This is a genomic window from Actinomadura flavalba DSM 45200 (assembly GCF_000374305.1).
GTDB classification, from domain to species: Bacteria; Actinomycetota; Actinomycetes; order Streptosporangiales; family Streptosporangiaceae; genus Spirillospora; species Spirillospora flavalba.
In genome coordinates this window covers 1,303,583-1,322,893 of record NZ_KB894093.1, presented here as the reverse complement: position 1 = coordinate 1,322,893, position 19,311 = coordinate 1,303,583, and the positions used below count along the sequence as shown (strand labels likewise).

General features: G+C 66.5%; 17 protein-coding genes and 4 pseudogenes. 6 read left to right on the top strand and 15 right to left on the bottom strand.

Features of this window, described 5'->3' with window-relative positions:
- The first annotated feature begins 32 nt into the window (after nucleotides 1-32).
- Nucleotides 33-725 carry a hypothetical protein gene (locus tag C229_RS0105950; RefSeq protein WP_018654165.1) on the top strand — a complete coding sequence of 231 codons (693 nt, stop codon included), beginning with the start codon at nucleotides 33-35 and terminating at the stop codon, nucleotides 723-725.
- A 57-nt stretch (nucleotides 726-782) separates the two neighbouring features.
- On the opposite strand, the gene C229_RS0105945 is transcribed toward C229_RS0105950, so the two are convergent.
- On the bottom strand, nucleotides 783-1,142 hold the full coding sequence (locus tag C229_RS0105945; protein WP_026313482.1) for a DUF6204 family protein: 360 nt from the start codon (nucleotides 1,140-1,142) through the stop codon (nucleotides 783-785).
- A 366-nt stretch (nucleotides 1,143-1,508) separates the two neighbouring features.
- On the opposite strand from C229_RS0105945, the gene C229_RS0105940 reads away from it, so the two are divergent.
- A complete protein-coding gene (locus C229_RS0105940; protein WP_018654163.1) occupies nucleotides 1,509-3,419 on the top strand; it encodes an ABC transporter ATP-binding protein in 1,911 nt (636 codons plus the stop codon).
- Between the two features lie 77 nt (nucleotides 3,420-3,496).
- Nucleotides 3,497-3,667, top strand: a pseudogene (locus C229_RS33420) (IS5-like element ISAs34 family transposase); the annotation flags it as partial.
- Nucleotides 3,668-4,539: 872 nt separating this feature from the next.
- On the opposite strand, the gene C229_RS0105935 reads toward C229_RS33420, so the two are convergent.
- The 12 genes and pseudogenes from C229_RS0105935 to C229_RS0105890 form a co-directional block, all read right to left on the bottom strand.
- On the bottom strand, nucleotides 4,540-4,806 hold the full coding sequence (locus tag C229_RS0105935) for an SGNH/GDSL hydrolase family protein (RefSeq protein ID WP_018654162.1): 267 nt from the start codon (nucleotides 4,804-4,806) through the stop codon (nucleotides 4,540-4,542).
- 197 nt (nucleotides 4,807-5,003) lie between these two features.
- Nucleotides 5,004-5,984, bottom strand: a complete 981-nt coding sequence (locus C229_RS0105930; RefSeq protein ID WP_018654161.1) for a DUF3320 domain-containing protein — start codon at nucleotides 5,982-5,984, stop codon at nucleotides 5,004-5,006.
- Between the two features lie 52 nt (nucleotides 5,985-6,036).
- A pseudogene (locus tag C229_RS36020) lies at nucleotides 6,037-6,120 on the bottom strand (hypothetical protein); the annotation flags it as partial.
- A gap of 7 nt (nucleotides 6,121-6,127) precedes the next feature.
- Nucleotides 6,128-6,385: a hypothetical protein gene (locus C229_RS34640; protein WP_018654160.1), complete on the bottom strand. Its 258-nt coding sequence runs from the start codon at nucleotides 6,383-6,385 to the stop codon at nucleotides 6,128-6,130.
- Entirely contained in the window at nucleotides 6,382-6,804 is a 423-nt protein-coding gene (locus C229_RS0105920; protein ID WP_018654159.1) for an AAA domain-containing protein, read from the bottom strand. Before C229_RS0105920 ends, C229_RS34640 begins: the two co-directional genes overlap by 4 nt.
- Nucleotides 6,783-7,235: a hypothetical protein gene (locus tag C229_RS0105915; protein WP_018654158.1), complete on the bottom strand. Its 453-nt coding sequence runs from the start codon at nucleotides 7,233-7,235 to the stop codon at nucleotides 6,783-6,785. The genes C229_RS0105920 and C229_RS0105915 overlap by 22 nt, the downstream gene beginning before the upstream one ends.
- A 172-nt stretch (nucleotides 7,236-7,407) precedes the next feature.
- Nucleotides 7,408-8,355 carry a hypothetical protein gene (locus tag C229_RS0105910; RefSeq protein ID WP_018654157.1) on the bottom strand — a complete coding sequence of 316 codons (948 nt, stop codon included), beginning with the start codon at nucleotides 8,353-8,355 and terminating at the stop codon, nucleotides 7,408-7,410.
- Between the two features lie 416 nt (nucleotides 8,356-8,771).
- Nucleotides 8,772-9,401 (bottom strand): annotated as a pseudogene (locus C229_RS35950) (DUF4011 domain-containing protein); the annotation flags it as partial.
- A 103-nt stretch (nucleotides 9,402-9,504) separates the two neighbouring features.
- Nucleotides 9,505-9,681 (bottom strand): annotated as a pseudogene (locus tag C229_RS36015) (DUF4011 domain-containing protein); the annotation flags it as partial.
- A gap of 154 nt (nucleotides 9,682-9,835) precedes the next feature.
- Nucleotides 9,836-10,543: a M48 family metallopeptidase gene (locus C229_RS0105900; protein WP_018654156.1), complete on the bottom strand. Its 708-nt coding sequence runs from the start codon at nucleotides 10,541-10,543 to the stop codon at nucleotides 9,836-9,838.
- Between the two features lie 17 nt (nucleotides 10,544-10,560).
- The gene (locus C229_RS0105895; protein WP_018654155.1) at nucleotides 10,561-13,719 is read right to left on the bottom strand and encodes a type I restriction endonuclease subunit R; all 3,159 of its coding nucleotides are present in this window, start codon (nucleotides 13,717-13,719) and stop codon (nucleotides 10,561-10,563) included.
- A gap of 102 nt (nucleotides 13,720-13,821) precedes the next feature.
- On the bottom strand, nucleotides 13,822-14,025 hold the full coding sequence (locus C229_RS0105890) for a hypothetical protein (protein ID WP_018654154.1): 204 nt from the start codon (nucleotides 14,023-14,025) through the stop codon (nucleotides 13,822-13,824).
- A gap of 452 nt (nucleotides 14,026-14,477) precedes the next feature.
- On the opposite strand from C229_RS0105890, the gene C229_RS32625 reads away from it, so the two are divergent.
- The 3 genes from C229_RS32625 to C229_RS33415 all read left to right on the top strand — a co-directional run bounded on the left by C229_RS32625 (nucleotide 14,478) and on the right by C229_RS33415 (nucleotide 15,498).
- Nucleotides 14,478-14,861, top strand: a complete 384-nt coding sequence (locus C229_RS32625) for a helix-turn-helix domain-containing protein (protein ID WP_169513811.1) — start codon at nucleotides 14,478-14,480, stop codon at nucleotides 14,859-14,861.
- Nucleotides 14,862-14,885: 24 nt separating this feature from the next.
- Entirely contained in the window at nucleotides 14,886-15,260 is a 375-nt protein-coding gene (locus C229_RS36010) for a DUF5753 domain-containing protein (RefSeq protein WP_420804641.1), read from the top strand.
- A 97-nt stretch (nucleotides 15,261-15,357) separates the two neighbouring features.
- Nucleotides 15,358-15,498, top strand: coding sequence for a DUF397 domain-containing protein (locus tag C229_RS33415; RefSeq protein ID WP_018654150.1), 141 nt, complete (start codon nucleotides 15,358-15,360; stop codon nucleotides 15,496-15,498).
- 20 nt (nucleotides 15,499-15,518) lie between these two features.
- On the opposite strand, the gene C229_RS33410 is transcribed toward C229_RS33415, so the two are convergent.
- Nucleotides 15,519-16,706: a restriction endonuclease subunit S gene (locus tag C229_RS33410; RefSeq protein ID WP_081639744.1), complete on the bottom strand. Its 1,188-nt coding sequence runs from the start codon at nucleotides 16,704-16,706 to the stop codon at nucleotides 15,519-15,521.
- On the bottom strand, nucleotides 16,699-19,143 hold the full coding sequence (locus C229_RS0105865) for a type I restriction-modification system subunit M (RefSeq protein WP_018654149.1): 2,445 nt from the start codon (nucleotides 19,141-19,143) through the stop codon (nucleotides 16,699-16,701). The genes C229_RS33410 and C229_RS0105865 overlap by 8 nt, the downstream gene beginning before the upstream one ends.
- Nucleotides 19,144-19,311 lie beyond the last annotated feature (168 nt).

The window sequence follows — 19,311 nt, the reverse complement described above, 5'->3', positions numbered from 1 at the left end:
AGGTCTGCGACCCCACCCCCGAGGAGGAGCCTGTGCAGGCCAAGTCCATCGCGGTGGCGTCCGCGTTCGCCGTGTGCGCCGCCGTCCTGTCCACCCCCGCGTCCGCCGCCACCACCACCGTCCGGCAGGAGACCGCCACCGGCGCCCCGTACTCGGGCAACTGGCGCGTCTCGACCGTCGGCCCGCTGACGTTCGGCGTCACGTTCCTCGGCCTGCGGGTGACCGGGACGTGCGACGGCGCGACCCTGGAGGGCACCGTCACCCCCGCCGGCGCCGGCGACCTCACGGCGGCGACGATCGGCGCCTGCCGCACGTCGAACGGCCTCAGCTCCCCGCCGACCGACCTCGTCGACCTGCCCGGCAACACCGGTCAGGTCACCTACGCCCCGGTCCGCGGCGGCCGCGACGGCACCCTCGCCATCAACGGCGACCTGACGTTCCGGCTGGAGGGCGAGTTCCTGGGCCGCGTCCGCACCTGCGTCTACGGCTTCCGCACCGGCGCCACCGACGGCCTGTCCTTCGACCTCTACAACCGCGACAACCCCAACCGCCCCCTCCCCGCCGACGACGCCCAGGGCAAGGCGACCGCCATCACCCTCGTCCGCCTCCCCGGCAGCGACGGCCTCTGCCCCACCAACGGCACCGGCGCAGCCTCAGCCATAGCCCGAGGCGAAACCACCCCGAACACCGGAACCTTCGACCGCAAGCTCTACCTGACCCAGTAGCCGCCGACCCGGCCCTCCGCCACCGGAGGGCCGGGCCTCACCACGATCGGCCGACGCTCAGGCGCCCTTCCGCCGGGCCTCCCGCCGCTGCCGCTTCCCCAATGGCGCCTGCGAGAGATCCTCGGCCTGCGACCGCAGGTTCTTGTACCCGTACCCTCGCCCGTCCAGCCAGGCCCGAGCGGCCGCCTCGGCCCGCTCGACAGCCTGGAGGATGTCCTCTTCCTCCTCCCCGGAGTCCGAGAACCGAAAGGTGAACGCGTCCCGCGCCGCCAGGTCGTAACTGAGATGCCCGCCCACCGTGAACGCCGCCCCCAGCACGTCATGTTCAGCGGCCGGCCCCAAGAGCTCGGCGCGCTGCCCGTCATCCAATCCGTCAAAAACCCCACGAACGATCACACGAAACTCACGAGTACTCACGTCGCGACCCTAACCAGCAGCCGTGACGCTTTCCATCGGATTTTCACTGATCCCGCACGTCACATAGGCCCGCCGCGCCTCTTGGACATGGTTCGCTTACCGCCGAGAGGGCGGAGTGTGCCAGCGGTGAACGCGGCCCGATGCAGCCATCTCCTTGCCCGCGCCGAGACGTACCGCTCATGGTGGTGACGATTCCCGAACGCTGGAGGCATCGCCGATGGACGCTGCTGCTACCGGAAGTTCCGCCACCGACGCGTGTCGCCTTCCCGGGAAGGCCGGTGGTGAGGCGACGCGATGAGACCGCGGATCGCATCCCGCCGCCGGAAACGGAAGACCGAACGCGCGGCGGCTTCGCTGGGGCCGGAATTGGCCGAACACAAATGGCACGCCAAGGCGGCCGAACTGTCGCAGACCGGCACATGGACGATGGCACGGCGCCTCCCGGCGCTGATCGCGCAGGCGATGCGGCTGGCGTGGCAGGCGAACCGCGTGGACCTGGCCGTCACGGTGGCGTTGAACTTCGTCGCCGGACTGTTCACCGCGTTCGGGCTGCTGGCGACGACGAACGTGCTCACCGCCCTGTTCGCCGCCGGGCCGACCCCCGACCGTGTCCGCTCCGCGGCACCCGCCCTGCTGCTCGTCGGCGCGGCCGTGACGTTGCGCGCCGCATGCGCGGCGGCGGCACAGTGGGCGCAGGCCCGGTTGCGGCCCCAGGTCGAGCAGATCGTGGAGCGGCGCCTCTACGAGCTGACGACCGGCGTCGAGCTGGCCGCGTTCGACGACTCGGAGTTCCAGGACGACCTGCACCGCGCGCGGCTGCGCGGTGTGGACTCAGCGCCGTCGATGGTCAACGACACAGTGGACCTGTTCACGGCGGCGGTCGGTGTCGCGGCGGCCGCCGGAGCGCTGGGAATCCTGCACCCGCTGCTGCTGCCGCTGCTCCTGCTAACCGCTCTGCCCGAGGGGTGGGCGGCGGTGCGGGCCGCCCGGCTGGGATACCGCACCCAGCTCTCCCTGGTAGAGGTGTACCGGCGCAGTTGGATCATGACGGACCTCATGACGGGCCGCTGGCACGCCGCCGAGGTCCGATCGTTCACCATCCGGGATTTCCTGCTGGCCCAGCACAGCCGGCTCGCCGATCACGTCCGCGACGTGCTGCTGGGACTGGCCCGCCGCCAGACGGTGACGCAGATCTACGGCGATGTGTTCAAGGGCGCCGCGACAGCGCTGATGTACACCGCACTGGGTCTGCTGCTGTGGAAGGGCGTCATGCCGCTGGCGGTCGCCGGGACCGCCGTGCTGGCGATCCGCGCCGGGCAGACCTCCCTGATCAACCTGGTGTACGCGCTGAACCGCTGCTACGAGGACGGCCTCTACTTCGGCGACTACGTCGCCTACTGCCGACGGGCCGAGCAACGCCTCCACCGCGACCGTCCCGCCCCCGCGGATTCGTCCGTCGCGGGCACGATAGAGGAACTGGAACGGTTCACGCAGATCACCGCCGAGAACGTCACGTTCACCTACCCCGCTTCCGACGCGCCGTCGCTGGACGGGGTGTCGGTGCGGCTGAGGCGCGGCGAGGTCGTCGCGCTGGTCGGCGAGAACGGATCAGGCAAGACCACCCTGGCCAAGATCCTCGCCGGTCTCTACACGCCGCAGCAAGGGCGCGTCTGCTGGGACACCACCGACGTGGCCGGCCTGGACCCTGAGCACCTGCGCCGCGCGATCGCCGTCATCGCCCAGGACCACACGCACTGGCCGATGACCGCCGCCGACAACATCGCCATGGGCGACCCGCTCACCGATCCCGGCGTACGCCGGGCCGTCGAGCAGGCCGCTGCCACCAGCGGCGCCGCCGAGGTCATCGACGAACTGCCCCACGGCTACGACACCCTGCTGGACAAGCGCTTCACCGACGGCAAGGAACTGTCGGGCGGGCAGTGGCAACGCCTCGCCGCCGCCCGCGGCTTCTACTGGACGGCCCCGCTGCTGATCTGCGACGAGCCCACCGCCGCCCTGGACGCCCGCGCCGAACACCACCTGTTCGAGCAGATCCGCGCACACGCCCGCACCCACGACCGCACGGTCCTGCTCATCACACACCGCCTCGCCAGCGTCCGCCACGCCGACCACATCTACGTCCTGACCAACGGCCACGTCACCGAACACGGCACCCACCACGACCTGATGACAACGGGCGGCCTGTACGCCGACCTGTACACCCTCCAAGCCGCCGCCTTCACAGCCGACGACCCGACCACGACCGTCACCCCGTAACGCGGCCCGAAGGGCTGGGGGTGCCGGTACGAAGCCCGGCACCCCCGACTTGTGTCGGCGGTCGGCCACCCGCCTTCGACAGGAACGCTTACCGGCGACGCAACGTTATCGAACGCTGCATCGGACACATCAAGCAATGGCGAGCCATCGCCACGCGCTACGACAAACTCGCCCGCCACTACAAAGCAGCACTCATCCTGATCAGCGCGCTGCTCCGACCAACACATGATCTACCGGACACGTCCTAGGGCGGCGGGCACACCGGAAGCCGGTGCACAGTGGCCGTGGGCGTCTTCCCTCCTTGAACGATGTGGAACCGGGCGCATTGGGCTGCCTCGACCTCCCCGGCGGGGGTGAGGGCGATGTAGTCGACGACTACGGTCTCGGAGCCCTTCTGTGTAAAGGACCAGAGGGAGCTGAAGCCCTCCGCCGACCAGCAGCCGGACCTGTTGCTTCGTGAGAGGCGGCCCGGCGGACGCGGCGTTGCGAAGAGCGTTACGGGTGGCGGCGGCGGTCCGGCCGATGCGCTCGATGGCCCGGGGGCGAGTGCTTGGGGACCGTGGGCAACGCTCGAGCATCGCGGTCTCGATTCGCGGCGCTCCCTGCGCGGGTGGGCGGTCGTTGACGGTGAATCGATGGCAGAACTCGTCGCCGCGTGTGCGTCCCGTCCAGCCGCCGTAGCCGATAGGCAGGACGACGATCTCGCTGCGATCTCGGGAGCCGGTGTACCCCACCAACTGAGAGTCGGCCATGGTGGCGGCGCGTAGCGCGCTGTGCTGGTCGACGGAACCGTCACGGGCCTGCGTCGTCAGGATGGTGGTGACCTGGCTTCTGGCCCTGCCCTCGGCGTCACGCTGGGGTTTTTCCAGCCACCAGGGCAGTCCGAACCAGAGCAGAAACGGAGAGACCGCGACCGTGACGAGAGCGGTGAGACGGCCGATCCGGCCGAGCAACCGCCAGCCTCGGCCTGATTCCGAGTGGTCAGAGGGCGGGCCAAGGGTCACGCCAAGACTCTCCTTCGTCGCGGGAGCACGGAACGGGGAAGTGCACTCCCTGGGCCCCGGCCTCGAACAGGCCGGGACCCAGGAGCGCCCGGTCGGTCACGCCCCGGCGATCACTGTCATGAATAACCGAGGAGGAACCAGGATGCCGTGATCAGATCGGCGTACCCGGTCGTTCCAGAATTCTTCGGATGAAAAGACGTCCGGCTGAAACAGAGGGTGTTGTTGGTGATACACACCTGGGTGGGGCGGTTGCCTTGATCGAAGTCGCCGTCGCCGTTGGGGCCGTCGACGAACTTGTTGATCCATTCGTCCGAGTCGCATCCGGCATGGTTGGTGAACTTCTCAATGACCTTGTCCAGGTAGACGATCTTGGCGTCACCCATTCCCGTGACGAGCTTCTTCTGCTCGGCCGCCCCGTGCCGGGCCAGATCCCCCAGGGCACGATCATCACGGGTGGAAAGATTTCCAGGAGGCGGTGGGATTGCGAGAGAGCCGCATCTACGACGTTCGGCAGACGGCTGCGACGGTCCCGCTGAGCCATGGAGCCCGAGGTCGGGGAGTTCAAGCGGAAGGACCGTGATTAGGTGCGGCTGACCAGTGCGTTCGGCGTCAACTGAGACCGCAGACGAATCAGCCCCGGCTCCTGGTGGAGGCCCGGGGCTGTGTTCTGCCTGGTCAGGCGGGGCGGAGGATACGAGATTCGAACTCGTGAGGGCTTGCACCCAACACGCTTTCCAATTCTGAGTCCCACCGTCCGCCGACGTCTGCCACCGTCGCTGACATGCGGAGACGCGATCCGGTGGACGTCCGCGGACGCCCCCGAACGACCACGAATGAGACGGAAACTGAGACGGAGATCCGCGCGCGTTCCCCCGTGGGTCAGCGCCGGAGAGGGTGATCTCCGTAGGGTGGCCCTAGACCCGGCCTTTTCGTGCACCAGCTGGCGGAGGCGTCCGTCTAAGGCGGTGCGGATGTCGGCACCAAGCCTCGACCAGCCGAAGAAACGGCAGGTCTCGACGAGTAGCTGTTCGGCGGTGATCCCGGGTGACTCGGCGACGATACCGAGCAGAGCCCAGCCCAGCTCGACGGGCGCGATGTCCGCGACCTTGCGCGCCGGGCTGTCGGAGGACGGGTATCGGGCCGCCTCCGGACGGCCTGCACGGTGTACGAAGCGGCCGTCATCGGTGATCACGGTGCCGTCGACCACCTCGCGGAGCACGATCTGAAGGTTGGCGCGGATACGTGAGCCGACCTTGCCGCCGCCCCATGCCTCGACCGCTCGGCGAAAGAGCACATCGTGGCTGACAGGTGCCTCTGTCTCGATGACCTGCCGCAGGATCTGTTGTATCTGGGGCAGCGCCTCAAGAGTATGGATCTCATACCTGGAATAGAGCGGGGATATGACGGCCAGCCGGTACTCATAGGCCCACAGGCGAACCGGCTCGCTCTCGGCCTCGATGATCGCGACGCGGTGCTCCTGGACGGCGGGCCTGGCTCCGATGCCGGCATGACCGCCGAGAGAGGGTCGTCCGGAGATTCCACAGCTGTTCGACGGCGGCACGCAGGCGGATCTCGGCCGAGCGCTGATCGCGGTACCAGTCAGTTCCCCAGATGCGGTGCAAGGTCCAGCCGCGGCCGCGCAGGACGTTCTCGCGGAGCCTGTCCCGGTCACGGGCGGTTCGCGAGGAGTGGTACATCGCCCCGTCACACTCGACGGTTTCCCAGGCTCTTGACGAAGAAGCCTGCGAGGCGGTTCTCCGTGAAGTGCGGATCCAGCGCGGGCTCTCGACGACGTGCCTCATCGACCGCGTCCTCGATCGCTGACGCCTGCGCTGCGGACATGGCGACGACACCCAGGCTCAGGTCGGGCCTTGTCCGGAAATGGTGCATGACCCTCAGGGCGACTTCCTCGGCCTCCAGCGGGTTCTGCTGGGACTTGCCCCGCCCGTAGGTTCCGTTCACTTCGTGAAGGTGACACCGACGTCGTCACCGTGCTCGAGAGCGCCGGGAAAGGTGATCAGCTCGTCGTTGTAGAACCTGCGGTTGCTGAAGGTGATGAGGTCCTCGTGGCGGCTGCGGTAGTGCCAGCGCAGAGAGAGGCTCCGTATCTTTCCGCTCGCCTTGCTCTGGTCGAGAAGTGACTCGAACCGAGCAGGTTCGTCCTCGTCGTATTCGCCGTCTTCACCGTCTTGAGCACTGCCGAAGAAGTCGGTGGGAGGCAGCTGCTTCTGATCGCCCGCGACGATCAGGGACTTGCCCCGGTACACGCAGTTGATCGCGTCTTCGGTCCGGACCTGCGAGGCCTCGTCGAAGATGACCACATCGAAGGAGTACTCGGGCGGTAGGAACCGGCTGACGGTCAGGGGCTCATCATCATGCACGGTTTGAGCAGCGGGGTGACGGACCTGGTTTCTTCCAGCAGCAGCCGGACCGGCTTGTGCCGCGCCTTCTTGTTGGCCTCCGCTTGGATCGTTTGGGTCTGGCCGAGGCCGGGCCTTGGACGGCGCTGGTTGCAGGCCTCGATCACCTGGGCGTAGGCGGTCTCCACAAGGAGCCCGTCCAGGCGCCGGAACTCGCGGACGAGCTCGTCGCGTTCCGCGGCAATGGCGGGGGGGGGGCGCAGCCGGGTGTCGACGTCGAGCCGACGCTCCAGCCAGCTCTCAAGGAGCGCGCGTTCGAGGGCGATGCGGAAACCCGTACCCGGGATGCCGCGCTCGGCAGCCCGCTCGACGGCTCCGCCGCATCCATGCGTGTCGAGGGCGGAGACAGCTTCTTGGTGACTGCGCCAGATGTCTGGCGGTGAAGTCGGCAAGAGCGTCGAGCCAGTTCTTGTGCAGCCGAGAGAGGGCACGGTCCGGTGTGGTGCTGAGCAGCGCGGCCGCTGCCTCTGGTGAGAAAGCGCCGACGGCGTGGCAGACATCGGCCGTCCAGCCCAACGCGGTCCAAGGCGTCCAGATCGGTGGACGCACCCTCGTAGAACGCACCTAGAAACGCGCGGTCTGTCTCCCCATGGCCGAGGAATGATGCCCGAAGGGCGCGGTGCTGCTCCGCCTGCTCGATGAGGGCGAGGCCCGCGCGTAGTCGACGTCGGAGCCCGCCGCCACCTCCACAGATGCGCAGGCGTCTGCGAGCACTGTCAGCGGGCCGGTCCACGCCTCGTACCAGGCGGTGGCGTCTTCGAGAGAGAGGAGGGAGAGAGCAGGAGGTTCCCCGGGAAGAGGAGCCGGCACGAGGCGGGAGCGCCAGGCTTTGAGTGCCTTCGCGGTCTCCTTGGCGGTCTGGGCGAAAGCATGTGCGGCAGGGGATCCGCACTGCGCCACCAGGGGCACGGGATCGACATCCGTGCCAAGCTCGATGATCCGGGCAGCCCTTTTTAGCGCCTCGGCCAGTTCCGTGAAGTCGGTCTCTGCGCCGCACAGACGTCCACCGAGTGCCATGTCGTGGCGAGAGATGGCTTCAGCGAAGGCATGTTGGGCGGCCTGCCAGGCGACGGCCTGGCCGACGCGTTCGGGCAGTACCTTGTGCCAGGAGCCGCTGACTGTCAGGGCGGCGAGGGCACGCCTGTCCTCGCGGTAGGAGCGGGACAGGAAGAGGGCCCTGGGCGGATCGGTGATCCTTCCGGCAAGGGAGGCGAGGTCTTCCTGGTCGAGAACGGCCTCAGTGAACAGGTCGGCAGCGGCGGTGTGGGCGGCGCGAAGGTCGAGGTGGGTTCCGCGTACCTCGGCGAGCGCGGCCTTGGCGTCCGCGAGGCTGGAGGGAGCCAGCCAGGAGGGCTCCGGCCTCGGCTCGGCGGCGGACAGCATCGCGAGCTTGCACAGCCGTTGGACGGCCTTGAAGTCGCCACCGGCCGAGAGGTCGGAAGCGGCGGAGATGTCGGCGCTCGCACGCGCCGATCGTCGCAGTAGCCGAGATTCTTCATTGAAGTCCTGCACGAGCTGGGTCGCGGTGCGGGAGGTGAGGAAGCCAAGGTCGATGTTGTCGTTGGGCGCTGCGACGTCCGGAAGAGTCGAGGGAAGGCGTTCCCAATCAGGACCGATGTGAGCAACCTGTGCAGCGTGTCCGCGGTCAGCCGTTCCGGAGCTTTGACCGGCAGCGCCGGAGCATCGGTCAGATCCTTGATCCTGCCGACGAAGTCGTGGACCGAGTACTCGAGGTCGGGTCCACCTCGTTCATGCCGCGGCATAGGACGAGAGTTGCGTGCGGACCTTCCGAAGCCGCTCTCGGTCCTGCGCCGTGCCCTGCCTCCGTGGTTCGGGACGTGCGGAGAGCGCGGCGCCGAGCTCCCTGGCCACTTCCTTGCGGCTCGCGTGGTGGCTGTGCAGGGACAGCAGGAATGAGCTGATGAGCCCTACCTCGGCGAGCCGGTTGCGCACGACGTCGAGCGCACCGCCTTCTCGCTTACGAAGAGGACCGACTTTCCAGCGTGCATGAGCGCTGCGACGATGTTGGCAATGGTCTGGCTCTTGCCCGTCCCGGGCGGCCCGTCCATGACGAAGGACCCTCCAGCGAGGGCCGCGGCCACGCACTGCCGCTGCGAGGATTCCGCGTCGAGGACGAGCGGTGTGTCCTCCGGGGGGGGGGTGGACCTCGTCGATCCGCTGGAGATCGGCGGGTTCGAAATGCAGGGCATTGTCGAGGATCTCGGCGTCAGGTCTCCCATGGCCTCGGGCGCGGGCCGGGAGAGGCCCAGGATCTGCATTTTGACTGCCAGGGCCGGATTCGGCACGGTCTCCTCGTCCTCGCGCGGCAGAAGCCGGTATTCGCCGGGCCCTTTCCGCTCCAGCCGAACCGGGACGAGCAGCAGCGGCGCGGCACTGAGTCGGCCCTGGTCACTGTCCCGCCAGTGCAGGAAGCCGATACCGAGCTGGAGCACCCACAGACCGGTGTCGTTGAAGATCTGGCTGGAGTCGCGATGGAGCTTGCGCAGCGTCGCCTCGAGGCCGCGTCGGTGCTGTGTCTGGGTGAGGAGGGCATCGTCTGGACGCTGTGAGTCCTTCGATTTTCGGACAGTCTAGGACCTTGGTCGTCTTCTCCTCCGCGGTCTCCGCATCCTCCGCTTCGTCCAGAGGCTGGACGAAGCGCCAGCCCTGCGCCGGCCAGTCGAGGAGTTCAGCGGCGCCGGGCTCACGGAGTTCCAGAGTGGCCGAACGGGTCTGCCGGAAGTTCAGCAGACGGTTGCGCCCGCTGAGGTCGACTAGCCCATCCCGCCATCCCCGGAGAACGCGCTCCAGCTTTTCCCGCCCGTGAGTACGCCCCATGACACCTTCGTTCCACACGCTGATCGGTGCTTCCTGAACATTGCCCGTGCTCAGGAACACCTCCCTAGTGCAGGGAAGCCGGGCATGCATGGGCCCACAGCACCATTTGTGCCCCATTTGCCACTTTCGCCCCCCGGCTCTGGGGGCGGTGAGGTCACCAGGGCGGGTCGGCGGGGAGCCAGAGGGACGCGCCCGCGTCGCGGAGCAGCTTCCGGCGGTGCTCCGCGCCCGGCTGGGCCAGCTCGACGGTGCGCCAGAAAGCCGGGGTGTGGCCGCGGTGGACCAGGTGCACCAGCTCGTGGACGATCACGTGGTCGACCAGGTCGGCGGGCAACTGCATGACGGCCCAGTGGAAGTTGAGCGTGCCTCCGGTCCCGCAGGAGCCCCAGCGGTAGCCGAGCGGGCGCACGGCGATCCGCGGCGGTTCCAGGCCCATGGTCCGCGCCCAGGCGGCTGCGCGGGGAGGCAGCCATCGCTGTCCGGCCCGCCGGTACCACGCCACGAGGGCTTCGGTGGGCCGTGCCGTCCGCAGCAGCAGGAGCCGGCCGTGCACCAGACGCACGTCGTGTGCGCTGTCGTCGGTAAGTTCGAGCCGATGATTGCGGCCCAGGTAACGGAAGCCTTCGCCGTTGACGAACTCCTTGCGGGGCCGCGCGTCGGCGTCGGCTTCGCGGGCGGCGAGCTTCCCGTAGAGCCACTGGCTCCTGTCACGGATGACCTTGGTGAGCACGTCCGGGTCGATCGGGGCGGGCACCTGGGCGGTCACCGTCGCGTCCCGTTCGACCGTCAGCCTGACGGTGCGGCGCGACGGGACGATCTCGACACGGACGTCGAGATCGCCGACGGTCAGCCGTTCCCCCATGCCGTCAGCCTGCCATCTCACCGCGAGGATCCGCGGAGCCGGGCCTCGACGATGTCGTAGACCTTGCTGGCGAGGGCGTCCTCTTGACCGAACGCGGCGATCCCCAGGTCGAGGAGCAGGCCGGCGATCTCGGCCCGCAGCATCGCCTTCGCGTGGTCGCGGTCCCAGAAGCCGGCCTTGGCGGTGTGGGTCGCGATGACGGTGTCGAGCTCGCCGACCGCCTCTCGCAGCCGTTCGTAGGCATCGGGTCCGGAGCCCGTGGCCTGTTCCAGCCGCCGGAAGAGCGCCGCCTCCAATGGCGACAGCCCTGCGGTGGGCCCGGCGTCGTCCTCGTCCTCGGCGACCATCTCCTCCCTCAGCCGGTCGAAGAACGTGACCTGCTGCTCCCAGTTCTCGTGGTAGGCCTGCAGGATCTCCTCGAGCCGCTCCTGGAACCGCTGATAGCGGACGGGGTCCTGGCCGAGCTTGATCTCGATGTGGTGCCGGATGGCGTGCTCCATCTCCGAGGCCCTGGCGCGGGAGCCGTGCAGCGCCTCCACGACCTGCGCGTAGGCCGGGTCGGCGAGCGCCACCCGCTTGATCTTCATCCCGATGCCGAGCGAGATCACGTGCCGGTCGATGAGCTGCTTGACCTTGGCGCCGTACTGGCTGGGGTCGAAGTCGGTGCCATCGCGGTAGCGGGCCCGGGTCCGGCCGGCGATCTCCGCGTGGAGCTTGGCGTCGGTGAGATAAGGCTTCACGGCAGGGTCGGGGAGGACCCGGTCCACGGTGGAGAGGAAGTCCTTGAGGAGGGTGAAGAACCGGGCGCGCACCCGTCCGTCCTCCAGCAGCCGGACGCAGTCCTCGATCACAGCCTCGTCGCGCGAGAGGATGATGCCGCGTTCGGTGAACAGCAGCCGCAGCCGGTCGCGGCGCGGTTGGAGCGCGGCCTTCTCGTCGTCGAGGTCGTGCAGCGCCCCTTCGACGTCGTCGGCGTCGTAGGCCTCGAGCGCCTCCTTCAGGTGCTGGGCGACGCCGTAGTAGTCGACGACGAGGCCGTGGTCCTTGCCGCGGCGGGTGCGGTTGGTGCGGGCGATCGCCTGGAGGAGCTGGGCCTCCCTGATCGAACGGTCTAGGTAGAGGACCTGCTCGATCGGGGCGTCGAAGCCGGTCAGCAGCTTGGAGCTGACGAGGAGGAAGGCGATGGGTCGGTCGGTCCCGGACGGCCGCTCGGGAAAGTCCTGCTGGAAGCGGACCACGCGGTCCTCGTCGTCGCCGGACCAGGCGGCCAGTTCGGGGGAGTCGTTCTGCTCGCCAGAGATGACTGGCACGAAGTCGAGGACGCGCAGCAGGTCGAGCCGGGGTCTCGCGCCGGCCAGCGCGGCCTGTTCGTCGGACAGCAGCTCCGGGGCGGCGTCGGAGAGCGCCGCGATCTCGGCGACGAGCTCGTCGCGCGCCGCGAGCAGTTCCGCCCGGTAGCGGAGGGTGGCGCGGCGGCTTCCCGCGACGAGCTGGGCCTTGAGCCCTCCGGGGAAGACGCGGGTGACGTAGTGCCGGAGCATGTGCCGGGCCTTGCGGGCGATCATCTCCTCGGCGTACAGCACGTTGGCGCGGGTGCCGTAACGCCGCTGGATCGCGGTCCGCTCCTCCCTGGTGTGCTCGGCGAACTGGTCCTCGAACAGCTCGTCCAGGGTCGAGCCTTCTTTCACCGCGCCCTTGACGGTATACCCCTCGTAGAAGATCGGGACGATGGCGCCGTCGGCCTCGGCGTCCTTCAGCCGGTAGGTGTCGATCATCGGGCCGAAGATGGCGTCGGTCCTCTGCTTGGCCCCCATGATGATCGGGGTACCGGTGAAGCCGATCTTGGCGGCGTTCGGGACGGCGTCGGCGAGGTTCATGTGGAGCTTCGACCCGTGGGAGCGGTGCGCCTCGTCGACGACGACGAGGATGCGCGGATCGGTGTTGAGGACGCCAAGGTCCTCGTCGCTGTCGCGCTGCTTCTGGATCATCGCGAAGACGAGTCCCGGCCCGGGCCGCGCGAGGAGGGACCGGGCCTGCCGGACGCTCTTGGCGGTGTCGACCTGCTCGCCCGACAGCTGAGCCGTCTCGCTCAGCTGCCGTTGCAGATCCTTCCGGTCCGTCACCAAGACGATCTTCATTTCGGCGAGGCCGGGCGTCGCCCTGATCTTGCGGATCAGGAAGACCATGGTGAGGCTCTTCCCGGACCCCTGGGTGTGCCAGACGACGCCGCCCCGACGGTCCTTGCCGCCGTCCTCTAGGCGCGTCCTGCCGTCGCGGAGCCTTTCGATCGCCTTCTCGACGGCCCGGTATTGCTGATAGCGCGGCGCCACCTTGATCGTCTTGCCGTCGCGCGCCATGAACAGGGTGTAGAAGCGGACGATGTCGAGCAGTCGGCGCGGCTCCAGCACCGCGTGCGTGAGGATGTCCTGCTCGGTGAGGGCGTTGGGGGGCTTGCCGAGCCGGGCGGCGAGCTGCTCGTGGTTGGCCGGGAACGGATCGCGCCAGCGGGCGTAGTGCTCAGGCTGCGAGGTGATGGTGCCGAGCCGGGCCGTCCGTCCGCTGGTCGCCACCGCCAGTTGAACGGTGTGGAACAGCCGCGCGTAGCCTTCGGGCTCGTCGGTCCCGCGCCGGTCGGCGTACCGCAGCAGCTGGTCGATCGCGGCGCTGATCTCCTTGTCCGGGGCCTTGCACTCGATGACGACCAGGGGGATACCGTTCACGAACAGCACGACGTCGGGAACGATCGCGGGGGCCCCGCCGGGCGGTTCGAGCCGGTACCGGGAGACCGCGACGAACTCGTTCCGTTCGGGCCGTTCCCAGTCGACGTAGCGGACCACCTGGTCACGGCCGTCGTCCCAGCCGGGCAGCCCTTCGGCCCGGATGCCGCCGGTAAGCAGCTCGGTGGCGTTCTGGTTGGCCTCCTCCAGCTTCGCCCCGCCGACCCGGCTGACCGCGTTGACGGCCCGGGCGATCCGCCCGTCGTCCAGCCAGGGCCGCCCGTCCCGTAGGTTCAGCTCGCGGAGCTTCGCGGCCAGCCGGCCGGTCAGGAGGACGTCCCGGAAGCGTTCCCGCCCGTGCAGGGCCGTGCCCTGCCCTTCCAGGACCGTCCAGCCCAGCCCCGCCAGCAGCGTCAGCAGCGGAAGCTCCACCTGCAGGTACTCGGGCCCGTCTGCCATCGCCACCCCATCGTCGCGTCCCGTATGCTCGACGATAGGTCATCTCCGGTTCCGGCTCCGGCCGGGACGCCACGCGGACACGGCGTCCCGGCCGGGCCAGCTTCACCGCCGCGACGCCTCGAACCGGGCCCGGTCGACCCGCTCGGCCCGGATCAGCGCCTCGGCGAGCGCGTCGTAGGCGTCGCAGAGGATGTACAGCTCCTCGCCGCTGCGCGCGGTCGCGTGGTCCTGCACGCCCGCCATCCGCTGGTACAGGCTGTAGCTCCGCTGCGCCTCCGCGACGAGCACCTTCCCGTCACGGCGCACCACTCACCCCGGCAGGTCGAACTCCGCCGGGTCGGACGGCGCCGCCCCCACGCCTGCCGCAGCTGGAAGGCGAGCTCCTCCCGCAGCTCGTCCGGATCACGGTCGGATCGACTCCGACCCCCGAGTCCCGCAACGACGCCACCCAGTCGTTGCCGACGCTCCCGTCCGCCTTCCGCGACCGGAAGATCCGCCAGCCCGGATGAGCCGCCCGCATCACCGCAAGAACGTCCCCGTCCCGGAGTATCGTCATCTCGCTTCCTCTCCACAGGGGGTGGAAGCGGCGCGACCGGACCAGGCCGTTCAATCCGAAGCCCGGCCGCGCGGCCGTCTTCTACTTACTTTTCGCAACCCGTTGCTCGCCGATCGTGACGTGAGTCACACTTGCACGAGTGCTACACGCATAGCACTCGTGCAAGTGCATTCAGCAAATCGGCTGCACTCGGATGGGATCGGTGATCGCTGTGACGCGCCGCAACAGCCCCACGGTCCGCCGCCGTCGGCTCGGAGCCGAGCTTCGCCGGCTGCGGGAGGAACGAAAGCTTCCCGCTGAAGCCGTCGTGAAGTACATGGCCTGGTCCCTGTCCAAACTCAGCCTCATAGAGTCCGGCAAGATCTCGGTCACCTGGGAGGCCGTAGCCGCTCTCCTGACCCACTACGGCATCGTGGGCGAGCAGCACGCCGCCCTCGTCAAGCTGGCTCGCGAGGCCAAGCAGGAAGGCTGGTGGCAGCCGTACTCCGACTTCCTCAGCAAGGACTACAGCACGTACATCGGCCTCGAGACGGCAGCAGAGACGCTCCGCGTCTTCCACGCGCAAGGCGTCCCCGGCCTGCTATAAACCCCGGACTACGCCCGCGCCGTCATCACCGAAGCCGGGGCACTGACACTCACAGACGTCGAGATCGACCATCGTCTCGATCTTCGTCTCAAGCGCAAGGCGGTCCTTGACGGCGATGACCCGCTTGAGCTCTGGGCCATCCTCGACGAGGCGTCTTTGCACCGAGTGATCGGCGGCCACGAGACCATGCGGTTCCAGCTCCTCCACCTGACCGAGGCTGCTCGACGGCCCAACGTCACCATCCAGGTCATCCCCTACGCGGCCGGTCCTCACGGCTCCATGAATGGAACGTTCGGGATCTTCGGCTTCCATGAGGGCGAGCCGACGTGCCGTTCATCGAGACCTTTGCGGGAAGCCTCTACTCGGAGAGCGAGAGCGAGATCAGGGCGGCTAACCTGACTTACAGCCACCTGCAGGCCTCCGCCCTCAGCGCCACCGAATCCCTCCGTTTCCTGAGGCAGGCCGCCAAGCAGTGCGAATAGCCTAGGAGTCGTCCATGCCCAAGCCAGACTTCACCAACGCCACCTGGCGCAAGTCCAGCCACAGCATGGCCCAGAACGACCAGTGCGTAGAGATCGCTACAGCTTTCGGCTACGTAAGCATCCGCGACTCAAAAATCCAGCAGCCCAAGTTCTAACTTTCGCAGCAAGTATCTGGCTAAATCTTGCTCGCCAAATACTTGCTACTTCGAACACGCCCGGTCAGTAGATCATCGACTAGGCCAGCCTTTAATTTTTGGAGCTTCCGCAACTCTCGCTTGCGTTCCAAGATTTCCGCTTGACAGTTATCGATCACTGCCGTGACCCGCTTTTGTTCCGAGGGTGGCGGAAGTGGCACTTTTATTTTCTTCAGGCTCGCTATAGAAACTTCGGCGCGAGTTGTTCCCACAACTGTTTGTTCTAGTAGATCCTGACCCCAGGGGCTTGACAGTATCCATTGAAGGTATTGGGGAATTATATTTTCGTGCAATCTAATTCGAGCTACGTCCCTGCTGATGTTGCCGAAAAATCCTTCTGGGACTATGGCGGATTTTCCAATAGTCGCCTTAATGGAGAGAATTAGGTCGCCAGCGATAACTCGGCTTCGATGATATTGATCGTCCAGGGATCCATGGACGTGGTGAGTCGGCCAACTAAACCCTTCCGCAAGGTCCCTAATCATGATTACGGGTACGCCACCTTGAATAGATTCTCCAGTTTGGACGATTCCGTAACAGATTGGTGCGGAGCTAGCTTTTTCGAGTGTAACATAGGGAAATTTGAGCAAGTCATTAATTAGATCCATGGAAATGCCAGTATTTACCTTATCTAGTTTTTCCACCACCTCCCTTCCTTTAGTTATTAGCTCATCTAGCGTGTCAATGATTGCTGCGATGTGCTGCTGCTCTTCAAGTGATGCCGGGGTCGGGATTGCAAGCTCTCTGAGTTTTTTGGAGTTGAGCGTCTTGCCCTTTACGGCGGTTTCTGTTACGGCTCTTTCTGCTATGCGTGGAACCGCATGGTAGAGCCAGCTTGCCGTTGACAGACCCTTGATGGGTGTAATGGAGACGATGGCTTCATTTGTAAACAAATCAATAGTTGGAATGCAGGCGCGCCCTACACTGAGCTTAAAGCTCATGATTGGAGTTCCTGCCGGGACTGGGCGCATTCGTGCCGCCTTTACTCCTGCTTGGGTAATCTGCTCCGATGTGCCGTGTAGGTATTTCTCTTTGATATCACTGATTGCTGCCCATGGGAGCCCTTCCCCGCCGTTGCTCCAGAAGGATGGTTCGTTTCGAGACGGTGTTGCCCCAATCCTGAGTTCCGCCAACTCCCCCAGCGGCACTTCCGGAAAATTTTCAGGCATAGCCTAGTTCCTTTAGCTCGGCGGATAGTGAAATTTCGAAAGATTTTCGTTTATTTTCAATAGTACTTAGTGGTGTTGCGTATTTGGAGGACAGTACGACACTGGTTTCCTCAATTGTGTGGCGGCCAGTAATAATGAAGGCTTCGATGCGAATTATTAGGGTGTTGTAGAAGAGCTTGAGGGTCAAGTGGGCTTTTTGGTCTTTATTCAATTTCTCAGAAGAGGCGTGAAGGCGGGTTGTGAACTCGGCCTCCAGTTTTTTTATCTTGCGCTTAGCGGTATTTAGGCATGTGCGGAGCTGATTTAGTTCTGTAGTGGTGAGGGTTTCCTCCATCTCGGATCCATCCTCATCGTCGAAAGATCTTGTGGTGGCCGCTTTGTAGCGGGCTTCGAGGTCGGCGCGGTGGGCTTCGGCCCGGTCCAGTTCTTCCAGGTAGGAAGGGAGCAAGACCGGGACGATTTGGTGGTCGCGGGCCTTGCGTTTTTCAGCGGTGCGGCGTTGTTTGGCCTTGGCGTCGTCGAACTCGTTTTCTTCGAAGGCGGCTTCGATGGAGGAGACCCAGCCCTCGATGACCTCGGGGAAGTCGTTGGCGGCGAGGGTCTTCAGGTCGTACTGGACCTCGCCCCACCAGGAGGCGATCGCGCCGGCGAGCTGGTGGCGGTCCAGGAGGCCGGAGGGCTCCAGGGTAGTGACGAAGCTGTCCAGGAGTTCGGCGCGGGTGCTCATTAGGAGTTTCTCTTGCGTGCCGGGGAGAGCTCGCAGGTGCTTCTCATGGTCTTGCCACCAGGCATCGACGGCCTGGCGGAACTGGGCCTCGCGTGGGGCGGCCAGGATCGGGATGCGGGCGGTGACCGCGGCGGGGCCCTCGGGCGGGAAGTCGTAGTAGTCGGCGTTCTTCTCCGCGAAGAGTTGGCGGACGTCGATGCCGTAGGCCTCGAAGAGGTGGGCCCTGGCGGCGACCTCTGACTTGGGGATGCCGCCGTGGAGGTGGGCGCGGACGTCCTGGGGCTCTGGTGGGGGGGTGTTGTCGACGTAGCGGCGGATGTTGAGGTTGTAGTCGTTGTCGGCCAGCTCGGCGATGGGGACGGCGCGGGAGAAGGCCGGGATGTCCGCGTAGTCGCGGAAAGCGGAGACGATTTTCTCGATGTGTTCGTAGCCGAGGTGGTTCTGGGCGCGGCCGGCGGTGAACTCGCGGTCGGCGTTGATGAACAGGACCTTCCCGCGGCGGGCGGGGTCGGCCGGGCCGTTGTGGCCGCGGATGATGAGGATGCAGGCCGGGATGCCCGTGCCGTAGAAGATGTTCGCGGGAAGGCCGATGACCGCTTCGAGACGGCCGTTCTCGATCATGGCCTGGCGGATCTTTCCTTCTTCTCCGCCGCGGAACAGGACGCCGTGCGGCATGACCGTCGCGCCGATGCCGTTCGGCACCAGGACGGACAGCATGTGCTGGACGAACATCAGGTCGGCCTTCTTGCCGCCCTCCGGGGTCCAGCCGAAGGCCATCCGCTCCTTGTGCTGCATCGACTCCCGGTCGTAGTTGAGGCTGAACGGGGGGTTCGACAGGATCTGGTCGAAGCGCTCGAGCTCGCCGCCCGTCTTATGGAGCGGCTCGGCGAGGGTGTCGCCGTTTATGATCGAGGCGTCGACGATGCCGTGAAGGATCATGTTCATCTTCGACATCGCCCAGACGCCCGTCGCGGGCTCCTGCCCGGCCAGCAGCAGGGTGTCGGCCTGGCCGCCGTGCTCACGGACGTGCTCGTGCGCGGCGATCAGCATGCCAGCCGAACCGCTGCACGGGTCATAGACCTTATGCCCCTCCTGCGGGTCGACCAGGCGGACCATCATCCGGACGACCTCACGGGGGGTGTAGAACTCGCCGCCCTTCTTTCCCGCGCTGTCGGCGAACTCCTTGATCAGGTATTCGTAGGCGGCGCCGAGTAGGTCCGGGAACTCGAAGTCGGTGTTGGCGAGCTTGTAGCGGCCGAAGTGGTCGATCAGCTTCTGCAGCCTGACCCTGGTCAGGGCCTTCTTGGTGAAGTCGATGTGGCCAAGGACGCCCCCGAGGGAGGTCGGGTTCTCGTCCTCCAGGGCCCGGAGCGCCTTGGTCAGCATATCGCCGAGGACGACGTCCGCCTTACGGGACTGCTCGACGATCGTCTCCCAGCGGGCCGCCTCGGGAACCGTGAACCCTCCGCCGTGTCGCAGGTGCTGTGACTTGCTCCGGGACGTGAGCTCAGCCTGTTCCTCGCCGACGCCGTTCGCGAGGTGCTCCGCCTTGATCAGTTTGCGAGTGAAGTCGTACTGGTCGCTAGCCCTCTTTAGGAACAGCATGCCGAACAGGTAGTCCTTGTACTCGGCAGCGTCCATGGCACCCCGCAGGATGTCCGCCGCCCCGAACAGATGGCGTTCCAGTTGCGGCAGCGTCAGCTTCGCCACGTAGCGGCCCTTCCCTCTCGGCGTATCGCTCCCGAGGTTATCCGTGATCAGGGACAGAACCGCGGCGGTCCGCCCGAAGCCTGCGGACGCGGGCCGCGTTCGGAGGGTCGCCCCGGAAGCGCATAGAGTAGCGCCTGGGCAATCTCCACGGTCTATATGTAGAAAAAC